The 15,428-nt window shown below is 59.6% G+C and carries 12 protein-coding genes; 11 read left to right on the forward strand and 1 reads right to left on the reverse strand.

Annotation, left to right across the window (positions count from 1 at the left end):
* Nucleotides 1–143 precede the first annotated feature (143 nt).
* Nucleotides 144–1,592, forward strand: coding sequence for an aspartate ammonia-lyase (aspA, locus tag ADA16_RS01855; protein ID WP_048758623.1), 1,449 nt, complete (start codon nt 144–146; stop codon nt 1,590–1,592).
* Nucleotides 1,593–1,802: 210 nt separating this feature from the next.
* Here the strand turns inward: aspA and ADA16_RS01860 are convergent, their stop codons facing one another.
* Nucleotides 1,803–2,756 carry a RecB family exonuclease gene (locus ADA16_RS01860; RefSeq protein WP_048758624.1) on the reverse strand — a complete coding sequence of 318 codons (954 nt, stop codon included), beginning with the start codon at nt 2,754–2,756 and terminating at the stop codon, nt 1,803–1,805.
* A 133-nt stretch (nt 2,757–2,889) separates the two neighbouring features.
* Here ADA16_RS01860 and ADA16_RS01865 point away from each other — a divergent pair, with 133 nt between their 5' ends.
* The 10 genes from ADA16_RS01865 to ADA16_RS01910 all read left to right on the forward strand — a co-directional run bounded on the left by ADA16_RS01865 (nt 2,890) and on the right by ADA16_RS01910 (nt 15,424).
* The gene (locus ADA16_RS01865) at nt 2,890–3,732 is read left to right on the forward strand and encodes a tRNA (adenine-N1)-methyltransferase (protein ID WP_048758625.1); all 843 of its coding nucleotides are present in this window, start codon (nt 2,890–2,892) and stop codon (nt 3,730–3,732) included.
* 109 nt (nt 3,733–3,841) lie between these two features.
* Nucleotides 3,842–5,419 carry a proteasome ATPase gene (gene arc / locus ADA16_RS01870; protein WP_239659299.1) on the forward strand — a complete coding sequence of 526 codons (1,578 nt, stop codon included), beginning with the start codon at nt 3,842–3,844 and terminating at the stop codon, nt 5,417–5,419.
* Nucleotides 5,412–6,989 carry a depupylase/deamidase Dop gene (gene dop, locus ADA16_RS01875; RefSeq protein ID WP_048758628.1) on the forward strand — a complete coding sequence of 526 codons (1,578 nt, stop codon included), beginning with the start codon at nt 5,412–5,414 and terminating at the stop codon, nt 6,987–6,989. Before arc ends, dop begins: the two co-directional genes overlap by 8 nt.
* Before the next feature lie 90 nt (nt 6,990–7,079).
* Nucleotides 7,080–7,274, forward strand: a complete 195-nt coding sequence (locus ADA16_RS01880; protein ID WP_048758629.1) for a ubiquitin-like protein Pup — start codon at nt 7,080–7,082, stop codon at nt 7,272–7,274.
* A 93-nt stretch (nt 7,275–7,367) separates the two neighbouring features.
* Entirely contained in the window at nt 7,368–8,828 is a 1,461-nt protein-coding gene (gene pafA / locus ADA16_RS01885) for a Pup--protein ligase (protein WP_048758678.1), read from the forward strand.
* A gap of 43 nt (nt 8,829–8,871) precedes the next feature.
* Complete coding sequence (locus ADA16_RS01890; protein WP_048758630.1) at nt 8,872–9,900, forward strand: helix-turn-helix transcriptional regulator; 1,029 nt, start codon at nt 8,872–8,874, stop codon at nt 9,898–9,900.
* A gap of 50 nt (nt 9,901–9,950) precedes the next feature.
* Nucleotides 9,951–10,931, forward strand: coding sequence for a helix-turn-helix transcriptional regulator (locus ADA16_RS01895; protein WP_275042178.1), 981 nt, complete (start codon nt 9,951–9,953; stop codon nt 10,929–10,931).
* A gap of 74 nt (nt 10,932–11,005) precedes the next feature.
* Nucleotides 11,006–11,368, forward strand: a complete 363-nt coding sequence (tatA, locus tag ADA16_RS01900) for a Sec-independent protein translocase subunit TatA (RefSeq protein WP_048758634.1) — start codon at nt 11,006–11,008, stop codon at nt 11,366–11,368.
* Nucleotides 11,369–11,386: 18 nt separating this feature from the next.
* Nucleotides 11,387–12,613, forward strand: coding sequence for a twin-arginine translocase subunit TatC (tatC, locus tag ADA16_RS01905; protein ID WP_053084285.1), 1,227 nt, complete (start codon nt 11,387–11,389; stop codon nt 12,611–12,613).
* 24 nt (nt 12,614–12,637) lie between these two features.
* Complete coding sequence (locus ADA16_RS01910; RefSeq protein ID WP_048758637.1) at nt 12,638–15,424, forward strand: DEAD/DEAH box helicase; 2,787 nt, start codon at nt 12,638–12,640, stop codon at nt 15,422–15,424.
* Nucleotides 15,425–15,428 lie beyond the last annotated feature (4 nt).

Raw genomic sequence — 15,428 nt, forward strand, 5'->3', positions numbered from 1 at the left:
TCATTTGATACCTAGAAAAGTTGCAACTACGCCTGCGCTGTAGTTTTGGCTGTACAACAGCGTGATGTCACCAGCGTGATGCAACCAGTCGGCCACTAACTACGGCTCATAAGACTGCACCTACTAGAAGGGATTACGTCCACATGTCCGCAACGCGTACCGAGGTCGACCTGCTTGGCTCGATGGAAGTTCCTGCAGAGGCTTATTACGGTATCCACACCCTGCGTGCAATCGACAACTACCAAATCTCCGGCAAGACCATCAATGATGTGCCCGAGTTCATTCGCGGCATGGTGATGGTGAAGAAGGCCACGGCCATTGCCAACCAGCGCGTTCATACGCTGCCCAGCGATGTTGCAGAAATTATTGTTGCCGCATGTGATGAAATCCTGGAAAAGGGACGCTGCATGGACCAGTTCCCAATCGATGTGTTCCAGGGCGGCGCTGGCACCAGCCTCAACATGAACACCAACGAGGTCATCGCAAACCTCGCACTGGAACTGCTCGGCCTGGAAAAGGGGCGCTACGACGTCATTCACCCCAATGATGACGTCAACCAGTGTCAGTCAACCAACGACGCTTACCCAACGGGTTTTCGTCTTGCTATCCATATGTCGCTGCTGAGCCTGCAGAAGCACTTTGATTCCCTGGTTGAGGCGCTACACGCCAAGGGTGATGAATTCAATGACATCATCACAATGGGCCGCACACAACTGCAGGATGCCGTTCCCATGACCCTGGGACAGGTTTTCCACGCATTTGCCCACAACCTGGAGGAAGAACAGGAGTCCATCGCAACTGCGTCGGCACGCCTGCTGCAAATCAACCTGGGAGCAACCGCTATCGGTACCGGTGTGAATGCGCCGGCGGGTTACCGCGAGGCCGTAACCCAGGCGCTGCGTGAGGTCAGTGGCTTTAAGGTGACCTCTGCAAAGGACCTGATTGAAGCCACCAGCGATACCGGCGCTTACGTCAGCGTGCATGCATGCCTGAAGCGTGCGGCCATGAAGATCTCCAAGATGTGCAACGACCTGCGCCTGCTGGCGTCGGGCCCGCGCGCCGGACTGAATGAAATCAACCTGCCGGAGCGTGCGGCCGGTTCATCGATTATGCCGGCGAAGGTTAACCCGGTAATTCCTGAGGTCGCGAACCAGGCCTGCTTTAAGGTCTTCGGCAACGACGTGACCCTGACCTGGGCGGCCGAGGCCGGTCAGTTGCAGCTAAATGTTATGGAGCCCGTCATCGGCGCGTGCCTCTTCGAGTCAATCGAACTGCTGCGCAGCGCTACCGACACTCTGCGCGACAAGTGCATTACCGGCATCACCGCTAACCCGGACACCTGCCGCGGCTACGTGGAAAACTCCATCGGTATCGTGACCTACCTGAATCCGGTCATTGGCCACCACGAAGGCGATATGGTCGGTAAGGAGGCCGCGCGCACTGGTCGTTCCGTCCGCGACATTGTCCTCGAGCGCGGGCTGCTGGACGAGAAGGAGCTCGACCACGTCCTGAGCACCGAGAACCTCATGCACCCGGAATACCGCGGTAAACGATACGTAGCAGGGGAGTCTCGCCTCGACGACCTGGCTTAAGGCGGTTGCCGGTTGCTTTATGTGGGAGCCGGTTGCCCCACGAAGGGACTTGCCACGGCGTAACCTTTTGTCGTCTGCGGAGGGCTGGCTGTCTACTTAGGGCTAGCCGCAGCCACGTGACCCCCTGCGCAAGGTGGCCACACAGAAACTGACTAGGTTTATGGCAAAAAGTTGGAAGTAAATTTCATTCACCTGTCATAAACTAGGTCACTAACTTACGCTGGCTGCGGTGCCGCCGGCGGGCGGAGTCCCGCTGGCACCACGATTATCAACAGAACCACCATCGCGGCTATCACCAACAGCACCCGGCCAACCCGGGTACTCCGGCGTGACCCCGCCGTAGGCAGGGCACATCTCCTGGAAAGAACACCACCCACAGAGCTTGGACTTCTTCGGCACAAAGTCACCGTTTTCACCGTCACGCACAATGGCCGACCACAGGTCGGCAATCTCCGCTTGGAAGGCCTCTAGTTCCGCCGCAGTGGGGCTCAGCACCAGGTCATCGGCAACTTTCAGGTACATCAACCGCAGCTGTTCCGGGATATGGCCGGTGAGCCGCCACCACACCAGCGCATAAAAACGCATCTGAAACAGTGCTTCATCCTGGAAACGAGGCGAGGGCTTCTTGCCCGTCTTGTAGTCCACAATCCGGACCTCGCCAGTCGGGGCGATATCGACGCGGTCGATAAACCCACGTAGCGGCACCGACAACGGCACGGTCTGATCGGCATCCGGATCAATAACCAGCTGGACAAACTTTTCCATCTCGGCGGCATCGAAGCCCATAGGGTTTTCCATCATGAAGTACCCCTTGAGCAGTCCGCGGCATTCAACCAGGAAGTTGTAGTAATCATCCTCCGGAACTAGCTCAATCAGTTCCTCGTCCTTTGCACGCATGTCCTCCCAGGTCGGCTTCAGACGCTTCACCGCCGCTGGGTAAGTGCGTTCTTCCCGGGGCCAGGCATGCATCTGTTCGAGCACAGCATGTACCAATGTGCCCTTGACCTGCGCGACAGTCGACGGCTCCGGAATCTTGTCAATCGCACGGAACCGGTACTTCAGCGGGCATTGGCGGTAGTCATTAGCTCTCGACGGCGACAGCGCCAGCTTGGAGCGCCGGGAAGCTTGAACTGCTGACTTAGAACTTTGGGCATTGTCGGGCATACTAGCCAGGTTAGAGTACCGTCCCGATTTGGCCGCATTCGCGCCCGTACGAGTGACGACCCAACACAATCCAACACGCCCCCAACGCGATCTAGCCCGGCACAACCAAATCTCAAAAGGAGCCAACACACCTATGGCATTGAGCGGACCATTCCAGGTCGGCGACCGAGTCCAGCTGACTGACTCGAAGAATCGCCACTTCACCGTCATCCTCGAGGAGGGTGGCAAGTTCTTCACCCACCGCGGCACTATCCTCCACGACGACCTCATCGGTGCCAAGGAGGGCACTACCGTTACCTCCGGCGAAGGCACGGTCTACCTGGCCATGCGTCACCTGCTGGTTGATTACGTCCTGTCCATGCCGCGCGGTGCTGCGGTGATTTACCCGAAGGACGCCGCCCAAATCATCGTCGAGGGCGATATCTTCCCAGGTGCGCGCGTTCTGGAGGCCGGCGCTGGATCGGGCGCGCTCAGCCTCAATCTGCTCCGCGCTATCGGCTCTGAGGGGCAGCTCATCTCCTACGAGGTCCGAGAGGACCATATCGAGCACGCTGAGCGCAACGTTGTCGACTTCATGGGCCACAAGCCCGACAACTGGGACTTGCGCCTCGGCGATCTCAACGAGGCCACAGTCGAGTCACTCGGCGGTCCGATCGACCGCGTCATCCTGGATATGCTCGCCCCGTGGGAATGCCTGGACACCGTCTCGAAGGTGCTTCAGCCCGGCGGTGTGCTCATGGTCTATGTCGCCACCGTCCCGCAGCTGATGAAGGTCATGGAGGGCATCCGCGCGCAGAAGTGCTTCACCGAGCCGCGCGCCTGGGAATCCCTGGTCCGCGACTGGAATGTTCAAGATCTCTCCGTCCGTCCGGCGCACCGTATGCAGGCCCATACCGCGTTTCTGGTTTGGGCACGCAGGCTTGCCGACGGCACGGTGCCCCCGCGTCCGCAGCGGCGTAATCAAAAGAAGCTCTGATACCGCCGCTTCGCGCTGGGAGGTGTAGCCGTCGTAAAGCGTGATACGACACACGGTCTAAATCGACCAAGCGACAACAGCGGCGGACCCAATGGGTAGTCTGGGGTACATGACAACGCCGTCTGACAAAATCCGTGATCTAGAGCAGAAGAACTACAACCTCGGCATTCGTAATAGTCGCCTGGTTGAGCTGTTGCGAGACTCCCGTAACAAGCTAGAGCTACTGCGGCAGGACATGGAGGACATGCTGGAGCCGCCTAGCACGTACGGGATTTTCCTTAAGCCGGGGCCGGAGAAAGGCACGGCAGAGGTGTTTACCGGTAATCGTCGGATGCGTCTGAGGGTGCAACCGGAGATTAATGAGCGGGCGCTTCGGCCGGGCGCGCAGGTGCGTCTGAATGAGGGCTCGATAATCGTGGAGGACTGCGGTTATCCGGAAAGTGGCGATATCGCCAATGTCCGCGAGGTGCTGCCGGATCGGGAGCGCATTTTGGCCTCGGATACCCACGGCGAGGAATTTGTGGTGTCGCTGGCGGGGGATTTGTCGCCGAAGCCGGGGGACTCGGTGATGATTGACCGCAAGTCGGGCTACGCGTTTGAGGTCATTCCGAAGTCCGAGGTGGAAAACCTGGTACTGGAAGAGGTACCGGATGTCACCTACACGGATATCGGCGGTCTGGATAGTCAGATTGAGCAGATTCACGACGCCGTGGAGATGCCATTCCTGCAGCCAGAGCTGTTTGAGCAGTACAACCTGCGTCCGCCGAAGGGCGTACTGCTGTACGGTCCTCCCGGCAACGGTAAGACGCTGATTGCCAAGGCTGTGGCTAATTCGTTGGCACGCAAAATTGCGCTGTCCCGGGGTAAGAGTGAAGCGGAGGCGCAGCGGGCGCAGTCGTACTTCTTGAATGTCAAGGGTCCGGAGCTGCTGAACAAGTTCGTCGGTGAGACGGAGCGTCAGATTCGTTTGATTTTCGACCGTGCCCGTGACATTGCTGAGGATGGCAAGCCGGTTATTGTCTTTTTCGACGAGATGGACTCGATTTTCCGCACTCGTGGTTCGGGTATCTCCTCGGATATGGAAAACACTGTGGTTCCGCAGCTGCTCAGTGAGCTCGACGGTGTGGAGGGACTGGAAAACGTCATCGTGATCGGTGCCACCAACCGCGAGGAAATGATCGACCCGGCAATTCTGCGCCCGGGACGCCTGGATGTGAAGATTCGCATTGAGCGTCCGAATGAGACTGCGGCGAAGGATATCTTCCGCAAGTACTTGACTCCGGAGCTGCCGTACAACGCGGCCGAGGTAGAGGCTCACGGTGGGGTGGAGCAGAATGTGGCACACCTCATTGATCAGGTCGTTGAGCGGATGTACGCCAAGACGGCAGAAAATGAGTATGTGCGGATTCGCTATGCAGATGGCACCAGCGAGATTATGTACTACCGCGATTTCAACTCCGGCGCGATGATCTCCAACATCGTCGACCGCGCGAAGAAGTCCGCCATCAAGTCGGTTATCGCCGGTGGCGAGGCGGGAATTAGCTTGGACCATCTGCTGTCCGCCGTGGCGGAAGAGTTCGCACAAAACGAGGACTTGCCGAATACCTCGAACCCGGATGAGTGGGCTCGTATCTCCGGCCGCCCAACCTCGCGGGTTGCCTCGGTTGAGGTGATTCACCATGGCTAATTCCGCTGCAAACCCCGCACAGCCGAGCCGCTTCTTCGGCACTGAAATTGAGTACGGGATTTCCAGCCCGGATAATCCGGATGTAAGCCCGATTCTCACCTCCACGCAAGCAGTGCTGGCTTTCGCACACGAGCAGGAGGAGGGCCTGTCGGGGCGTATCCGCTGGGACTACGCGCCGGAGTCACCACTGCGCGACAGCCGTGGCTTTGACCTGCGCCGCTACCACCAACCGCCAATCGTTGACCCGAACGCCGTCGGTGCCGCAAACCTGCTGGTCCAAAACGGTGCCCGTTTCTACGTCGACCACGCTCACCCGGAGTACTCCTCGCCGGAAACAGCAACTGCTCGCGAGGCGGTCATCGCCGACCGTGCAGGGGACAAGATTATGCTGCGCGCAGCTCAGCTTGCCGCTGAAGCCACCGACACCGAGGGCAATCCCGGACCGACGCTGAAGCTTTACCGCAACAATGTCGATGGCAAGGGTGCTTCCTACGGCGCCCACGAGAATTACCTCTTCTCCCGGGAAACCGAGTTCGATGACATCGTCGCCGGTCTGACGCCGTTTTTCGTCACCCGCCAGGTGTTCACGGGCGCTGGTCGCGTTGGCCTGGGCCAGACGGGGCAGGAGTCGGGCTTCCAGATATCACAGCGCGCAGACTACATCGAGACCGAAGTCTCGCTGGAGACCACGTTGAACCGCGGCATCATTAACACCCGCGACGAGCCGCACGCTGACTCCGATCGATTCCGCCGCCTGCACGTCATCATCGGTGATGCCAACATGAGCGAGGTCGCCACCTACCTCAAGTTGGGCACCACCGGCCTGGTCATTGATGCCATCGAGGACGGCGTGCGTTTCGACGATCTGCAGCTCCGCAACCCCGTCGAGGCCGTCCATAAGGTCTCCCGGGACCTGACCTGCACTGAGAAGCTGCAGCTGGCTGACCATGTCACATGGATGTCTGCGGTGGAAATGCAGTACGAGTACCTGCGTCGCGTTGAGAGTTACGACCAGCAGGGCGACGTCGTCAAGCTCTGGCGTGAAGTGCTCGACGTGCTTGCCGACGACCCCCGAAAGGCAGCCCACCTGCTGGATTGGGTAGCAAAGTACAACCTCATGGAGGGCCTGCGTAACCGCCTTGGCGCGGGTTGGGACCACCCTAAGTTGGCGCTGATTGATATTCAGTACTCGGATATTGACCCGGCTCGTGGGCTGTACCATGCGCTGGTGCGCCGTGGCTCGATGCGCACGCTGGTGACCGAGGAAGAGGTTGACCGCGCGGTTGAATTCGCGCCGGAGTCCACACGTGCGTATGTGCGCGGTGGCATTTTGCGCCGCTTTGGCAAGGACGTCGTTGCGGGCAGTTGGACCAGCTTAGTGGTGGACACTTCGGGGGTGTATCGACGCACTCGTGACGTGGAGTCGCCGGGAATTACGCTGGCCTACATTACGCTGGATGAAGTTGACCGCTGCACTGCCGCTGATTGCGGTGAGGTGTTGGAGTCGGCGGAGACAGTGGCCGAGGTGGTCGAGCATCTGCGTACGCTCGGGGCTGTCCGCGAACAATAGACACGCGCAGTACGGTGGCGCTTGCACAGGCGCACACAGAGCCGTAGTAGCGCAGTAATACTCAAAAGATTTTCTTGAAGGAGCAACAACATGGCTGGTAACACTCAGGTCTACGGCGGCGGTTCCGGCGGAGGCGACGAGGAAGAGTTCGGCGAGGTTGCTGGCGGCGGTCAGGCACAGGAGCACGTTGCAGCTGCTGACGACCTGTTGGATGAAATTGATGGCCTGCTGGAGAACAACGCCGAGGAGTTCGTGCGTTCGTACGTCCAGAAGGGTGGCCAGTAAGAAGTGACTGACCAGCAGGTAGAGCAGCAGACACCGGAGGCGACACCGGGCTCGGAATCGGAATCAACACCGACACCGGAACCGGCACAGGCGCTGACCCGACGCATCACCGGCATTGAAACCGAGTTCGGCATCACTCTGACGCTGGATGGCTCGCGCCGTCTGGGGCCGGATGAGATTGCCCGCTACATGTTCCGCCCGGTGATCGCCAAGTACGGGGCGACCAACATTTTCACCCACAATGCTGGTCGTATGTACCTGGATGTCGGTAGCCACCCGGAGTACGCCACCGCTGAGTGCGATTCGGTCTCGCAGCTGGTCGCGTACGACCGCTCGGGAGAGGTCATCTTAAACGAACTCGCCGAAAAGGCTGAAGCAGAGCTTGCCGACGAGGGCGTCGGTGGCAAGGTCTACCTGCTGAAGAACAACGTTGATACCGTCGGTAACTCCTACGGCTGTCACGAGAACTACCTGGTTGGTCGCGAAATGGGATTGAAGTCCCTGTCCAAGCTGCTGCTGCCGTTCTTGGTGACGCGACAGCTCATTTGCGGTGCTGGCAAGATTTTCCTGCCGTACCCGACCTCGCCGTATCACAACGATCCGATTCAGTACTGCTTCTCGCAGCGCGCGGATCATGTGTGGGAGGGTGTCTCCAGTGCAACGACGCGCTCCCGGCCAATCATTAACACTCGAGATGAGCCACACGCGGACTCCAACCGGTTCCGCCGTCTGCACGTCATCGTGGGTGACTCCAATATGAGTGAGACCACGACCGCCCTCAAGATCGGCTCCACCCAGCTGGTACTGGAGATGATTGAAGCCGGCGTGAAGTTGCCGGACTTCGAGGTCGCGAACGAAATTAAGTCCATCCGCGCGGTGAGCCGCGATATGACCGGCAAGGCCGAGATTCCGCTGCGCAGTGGCGAAACCGCCACCGCGCTGCAGATTCAGCGTGCGTTCCTGGACGCGGCCACTGAGTGGCTGAAGGTTCGCAACGAAAACATGGTCAATGAGGGCAAGGGCATCGCCGGTGCCGGCACTTCCAACGAGGAGATGGGCCGCATTGTCGAACTGTGGGGTCGCGCGCTGGATGCCGTGGAAACCGGTGACTGGTCTCTCATTGAGCACGATATTGACTGGGCCATTAAGTACTCGCTGATGAAGCGCTACCTGGACCGCGGCTTAACGCTGGAGAATCCCAAGCTTCATCAGATTGACTTGGCCTACCACGACATCCGTCCCGGCCGCGGTATCTTCCGCGCACTGGAAGCCCGCGGCATTGCCTCGCGGTGGATTACCGATGAGCAGGTCGCTGAGGCCGTCCGCATCGCACCACCAACTACCCGCGCAAAGCTGCGCGGCGATTTCCTCGTCGCGGCTGAGGACTCCGGCCTGAAGACTGTTGTGGACTGGACACACCTGAAGATCACCGGCGATGATCCCATCTCCACGATGCTCGGCGACCCGTTTGCCACGGAAAACGATGAGGTCAATGAGATGATTGAGATTCTGACGGCTGCGAAGAAGACCTCGGATACGCAGCCGGAAAACTAGTTCCGTCCCAGGAAACCGCCCCAGGAAAAGGAGCCCCACAGTCGTGTCTGTCCCACCTGTATCGGAAAGTCTCGGAACCGCCGCGATCAGTGAGAACCAACGTCAGGTTCAGTTACTGTTGGCGCTTGCCGACGACACCGGGTGGGTAAGCGAGTCGTGGATCTCCAAAAATGTCGAGGGTTACGCTCGTGTTTCCGAGGATTCTCGGGCTCGATACTTACGTGCGGACACCGCAGCACTCCTGGCCGCCGGGGTCCCGGTGGAGGTTTCGTCGTCAAGCGCGGGCGATAAGGTCAAACGCCTGCGCCTGAACAGGCTGCGGTGGCCCCAGCACGACCCCGAGTTCACTGAAGCGGAGGCTTCGGTGGTGTTCCAGGCGGCGAATGCGGCGTTTGGTTCGGAGGAGCTGAGTTCGACGGCTGTGGCGGCGTGGCGGAAGCTCGCGTCGTTTGCGCAGCGCAGCGCCATTGCGAAGCCGGATGAGTCGGTGGTGGTAGCCGATGCGGTGGATATGAGTCGGGCGGATTTCAGCACGCTGCTGACCGCAATGACCTCGCCGCGGCGGACGGTGGAGATGTGGTACTCCCGCCAGTACGGCGTGGATGATGAACTGCGCACGCTGGAGCCTTGGGGTTTGATTAACCTGCGCGGACGCTTTTATGTGCTGGGTTTTGATCCGCAGCGTGAGGCGGCACGTATGTTCCGGCTCAGCCGTATCCGCGATGTGTCGGATACGGGAACGTCGGCGACGCAGCCCATGCCCGAGGGTGACTTGCAACAGATTGCGGAAGAGATGTTGCACCGCGGTGGGAAGACGTATCAGGCGGTCGTCCGTATTACCCCGAATACCTGCGCTGATGTCGTGATGAAAGCGACAGCGCTGGGGAAGGGCCGCTACGAATTGCCAGCGGCACCTGTGAGCGAGATTGTGTCCACAGGTTTGAGTTACGCACCGGATTTGATCGTGGAAACACCTGAAGAGGCACGGTCGGAAATTATTGCTCGGTTGGAGCAGGTACTTGCTCGCCATGGCGGATTGAACACCACGGACGACACTCTGGAGGGCAACTAATGACAGTGCATGCAGCCCGAGAACTAGACGCGAATGTCAGCGTCGACGAGATGTTAGCGGTCGTACCGTACTTTTCGCAGCATCGCTCAATGACAGAGGCTGCTACCGAACTGGCAATCCCTTTCGCCCGAATTCGGGCCATTGTCGAGCAGATTGCCGATATTGACCAGCCGGGACTCCTCGGAGTGCGCGCTTTTGAAGTTGATTACCGCAACAACTTTGACGTCCGCATACGCCCTCAGGCGACGGTGCTCAGCCAGCCGCGTGCGCTCACAGCCGAGGAAACCGCGACTTTGCTGCTCATCCTGGAAACCATCGAGGACTCCGCAGCAGCCACCTCTTCCGAGGCCGCGCAGACGGCCGCGACAAAGCTCCGCAGTGCCCTGGGGACGAACGTTCCCATCATCGATTCGACCGCCGCAGAGGATGGCAAGGCCTTTGCCTTTGCAGAGCAGATTTACTCCGCGCTGCATCAGCGCAAGGTACTGAAGGTGCGTTACCGGAATGCCTCAGGGCAGGTTTCAGTCCGTGAACTTGACTGCGTCAACGTTTATACAGTTGAGTCCACGACGTACCTCCGCGCCGTCGACCGGGCGCAGGAAGACAGCCATCAGAAGAGTTTCCGTGTCGACCGCCTCGAGGCCGCCGAGGTCCTCGACATTCCCGCCGCTTTCCACCGCCCAGAGCCCGTCGATATCCGTGATCCGCACGCCTTTGGCGCGGAAACGGGGACGTCCGAATGGGCGAGTGTGCTTATCGACGCCGATGCCACCTGGATCGCAGACTATGAACCGGTCTTCTTCACCGGAGATGAGGGAGAAGAAGAGGATACCGAACCGGTCTCTGACCAAGGCTTAGGGCAGTCGGAATTTGCCGCTGACGTGCCCATGTCCGACCTGGCAGCAACAGTCTCCTTTGTGCTCCGCCGTTCACCGAGCGTAAAAGTCACTGAGCCCCTAAAATTGAAAAACGCCGTTGTTGCGCGAGCTTCCGAAGCTTTGGCAGAGTATGGTCGAAACGACAAAGCTTAAACTAGAGCTTCTATCGCGCACAGTGTGGCAACTTGCCACTTGTATTTGTATTCATTTGAAAGGTCTCTAAGCGGATGCCGAACCTAGGTCCCTGGGAAATCATCATTATCCTGGTTGTTCTTGTTTTGCTCTTTGGCGCAAAGAAGCTGCCGGATGCCGCTCGTTCGCTCGGCCGCTCCATGCGTATCTTCAAGTCCGAAGTGAAGGAAATGCGCAACGATGACGAGCAGCAGGAGCAGGCTGCAATCCAGCAGGCCCCGCAGGCTCAGCCACAGCAGCCGTACCAGCCGCAGCAGCAGTACCAGCAGCCGGCGCCGCAGGCTCAGCCACAGCAGCAGTACCAGCAGCCGGCGCCGCAGGCTCAGCCGCAGCAGCAGTACCAGCAGCCGTACCAGCCGCAGCCTGGCCAGAACAACCCTGGCCAGCCGCAGCAGTAGTAGAAGGCCGGTTGAAGCGTGACTTCAGCTACATCCACATCACGTCCTCGGAAGCGCCAACGTAAGCGCAACCCCGAGGGCGTGATGACTATTGTCGAGCACATTCAAGAGCTTCGGCATCGCCTAGTCCTCTCGCTGGCAGGTATCGCCGTTGGCACCGTTTTGGGCTTCATCTGGTACCAGACCGCTTTTACAATCGGCCAGTTCCGCATACCGTTTACCTCGGTCAATGTCGGCCCGCTGCACTTTAAGTCCCTGGGTGAGCTGCTCAAGGATCCGTACTGTCAGCTTCCACCCGAGATGCGTCTCGGCGGCGGCGAGGGTGCGGAGTGTCGTCTGCTGGCGACCAGTCCCTTTGAAATGTTCATGCTGCGCCTGAAAGTCGGTGCCCTGGCCGGTCTGGTGATGGCCTCCCCCTGGTGGCTCTACCAGATTTGGGCTTACATCACTCCCGGCTTGGTTAGGAAGGAACGCCGCACCACCCGCCGAGTTGTGACTGCCGCCGCGCTGCTGTTTGTCATGGGCTCTGTCCTGGCCTACTTCGTTGTCGCCTTCGGTTTGGAGTTCCTGCTTCAGATTGGTGAAGAAACGCAGATTTCTGCACTCACCGGTTCACAGTACTTCGGCTTCGTCCTCGCACTGATTCTGGTTTTCGGAGTCAGCTTCGAGGTTCCACTCTTCGTGGTCATGTTGAACATGGCGGGCGTCATTACCTACGAGGGCATTAAGGACAAGCGCAGCATTATCATCATGTCGCTGTTCATCTTTGCGGCATTTATGACTCCGGGCCAGGATCCGGTGTCGATGGTCGCAATGGCGACGGCGTTGACATTGCTGGTGGAAATCGCAATCCAGATTTGTCGCCTCCATGACCGTCGTAAAGCAAATGAGCGTCCGGAGTGGCTGGATCTGGATGACGAGCAAGGCTCCGGACCAATCACGGCCTCCGGTCCAATTGGCTCTGCTGGCGGTATCGGTGACGTGGGTGGCATCGACGCCCCGACTTCAGTAAGTGGGCCAACGTCGATTCAGCCGGGCGGCATGCCGACGGCATCAGCGGCTCCGACGACCTCCCCGATTTCTGGCCCGACACCAGTTAACCCGCCGACGCCGACTCAGGCATCCCAGATGCGCCCGACCCGTAATTCGCGTCCCCCGCGGCCACACGGAATGATTCCGGAGACCCCGATGCCGACGCAGGACTTGCGAAATCGTCCGACGAGTGACTTTGATGATGTTCTCTAGCGTGGTTTATGACACTCTAGAGGCATGACTCTTCTCGGCGATTTCGTTAGCCAACAGGATTTCGATCTTGACGACTTTCAGCTCCGCGCCTGCCAATCAATTGAGGCAGGGCGGGGCGTTGTCGTCTGTGCACCCACCGGTGCGGGCAAGACTATTGTTGGCGAATTCGCTATTTATGCTGCGCTCGACCGTGGTGGTAAGTGCTTTTACACCACCCCTATTAAGGCACTGAGCAACCAGAAGTACCACGACCTAGTCGAGGACTACGGCGAGGACCGCGTGGGCCTGCTCACTGGTGACACTTCGATTAACGGCGACGCAGACATCGTGGTGATGACCACCGAGGTGCTGCGCAATATGATTTACGCGAAATCACCGACGCTGAAGAAGCTCACACATGTGGTGATGGACGAGATTCACTACCTCGCTGACCGGGAGCGCGGCGCTGTGTGGGAAGAGGTTATTTTGAACCTCGACGAGTCCGTGGCCGTCATCGGTTTGTCCGCGACGGTGTCCAACTCCGAGGAATTTGGTCGCTGGCTCTCCACGGTACGCGGGCACACGGACGTCATTGTCACGGATCTGCGACCGGTTCCGCTACATCAGCACATGCTGGTGGGAAACCGGCTCTATCCGCTCTTCGAGGCGAAGTCGGACAAAGTCAATCAGGATCTGCTGGAGGCGTGCCGTCGTGCCGAGTTCGGCTACGGGGACGCCGGGACCAGAGAGCGTTACCAGTACAAAAAGCACAAGGGTGGGGGCCGCTCGTACAGCTGGGGCGACAAGGGGCAGCGTAAGTTCCGCCCGCCGAAGCGTGGCGATGTCATTCGCATGCTCGGTTCCATGAATATGCTGCCCGCGATTGTGTTCATCTTCTCCCGCGCAGGCTGTGAAGGCGCGCTGGCACAGGTCGGCGCTACTCGCGCAGAACTCACGGACCGAGATGAGCAGGACCGCATCGCCAAGATCATCGATGATGGTGTTGCGCACATTCCGAAGGAGGACCTGCAGGTTCTCGGCTTCCTGCGCTGGCGCCGCATTCTCATTCGCGGTTTCGCGGCACACCACGCGGGCATGCTGCCTGCGTTTCGGCACATTGTGGAAGAGCTCTTTAACGAAGGCCTGGTCAAGGTCGTCTTCGCCACCGAGACACTCGCGCTGGGCATCAACATGCCTGCCCGCACGGTCGTGCTGGAAAAGCTCGTCAAGTACAACGGCGAAGCCCACGTGGACCTCACGCCGGGTCAGTACACGCAGATGACCGGTCGCGCTGGCCGCCGAGGTATCGACACCGTCGGCAATGCCGTGGTGCAGTGGGCACCGGCAATGGATCCGAAGGCTGTCGCGGGGCTCGCGTCCACGCGCACGTATCCGCTGATTTCCACCTTCGCACCGAGCTACAACATGAGCGTCAACCTCCTGCAGACGCTCGGCTATGAGGGCTCGAAGCAAGTCATGGAGCGCTCATTCGCTCAGTTCCAGGCGGATGGCGACATCGTCGGAGTCGCCGCCGAACTGTCCAAGGCCAAGCAGGAAGCCGCGGCCCTGCGTGCGGAACTGCTCGGCAGGGGAGCCGATGCGCACGCTGAAGGGTCGGAGGCTGAAGCGTCGTCGTCAAGCGGGGAGGGCAGTTCGCGTGACGACGAGCGCCCGACCCAGATGCTCGAATACCTGGATCTGCGCGCCAAACTGTCCCAGGAGGAGAAGAACGCCAAGCGCCGCAATATTGAAGACCGCCACACGGAAACCGTCACCGCGCTGCGCAGACTCCGTAGGGGCGAAGTGATTCCGCTGCCGAAGGGTAAGAAGGTGCAGTTGGCGGTGGTGTACCGAGAGGACCATTCGAAGTCGAATCCTCGTCCGGGTGTCATCAGTGTCGGCGGATTTGTGGGACGTGTGGAGCCGCATATCTTCCCAGCGGCGCCGCAGACAGTCGGCTCGATTAAGCTGCCACGGGATGCGGACCGGCATCCGCGACGTGCGCTCGGGATTGTGCGCGCAGAGATTGGCCGCAAGGGACTGAAGGGACCAAAGCGGCTGAAGCGTCGCACTGGTGGCAACTCGCCGGCGGTGAGGAAGCTGCGGCAGGAATTACGAGAGCACCCGCTGCATGGCGATCCGGCGGTGGAGACGATGGCTCGTCATGCCGATACGCTGCGGCAGGCCGAGGCGCATGTTGCCAAGCTGCAAAAGCGCGTCGATTCCGCCTCGGATACGTTGGCACGCACATTCGACCGCATGCTGCAGTTGCTAACACAGATGGACTACGTGGAATGGCCGGAGGGTGCGGAGCCGACGATTACCGAGGAAGGCCTGCGGTTGGCGCAGATTCACAATGGTTCGGATCTGCTGGTGGCCACATGTCTGCGGCGTGGCATCTGGGATGACCTAGACCCTGCGGAGCTGGCCGGTGCGGTGTCGAGTTTGGTCTTTGAAAACCGCAAGGCCAGCCAGGGCAGTGACGAGGTGCCGACTGAGCCTCTGGCTAAGGCGCTGGGGAATACCTACCGCATCTGGGAGGAACTGTCGGAGGATGAGCGCCGCTATCGCCTACCGGTAACGGACTTGCCGGATATGGCTTTTGCCACCGCAATTCATCAGTGGACTGCTGGCGCACCGCTGGGGTACTGCCTGCAGGCCGCGGCGGAAAGCGGAGCGGAGCTGACCCCAGGTGACTTTGTCCGCTGGTGCCGTCAGGTCATTGATCTGCTGCAGCAGATTAAGAAGACCGGTTACTCCACGGACATTCGCAACAAGTCTGCCGAGGCCATTCAGGCGATTCGCAGGGGAGTGGTGGCGCTGAATAATTAGTTAT

The organism is Corynebacterium vitaeruminis (assembly GCF_001054325.1).
Classification (GTDB): domain Bacteria; phylum Actinomycetota; class Actinomycetes; order Mycobacteriales; family Mycobacteriaceae; genus Corynebacterium; species Corynebacterium vitaeruminis_A.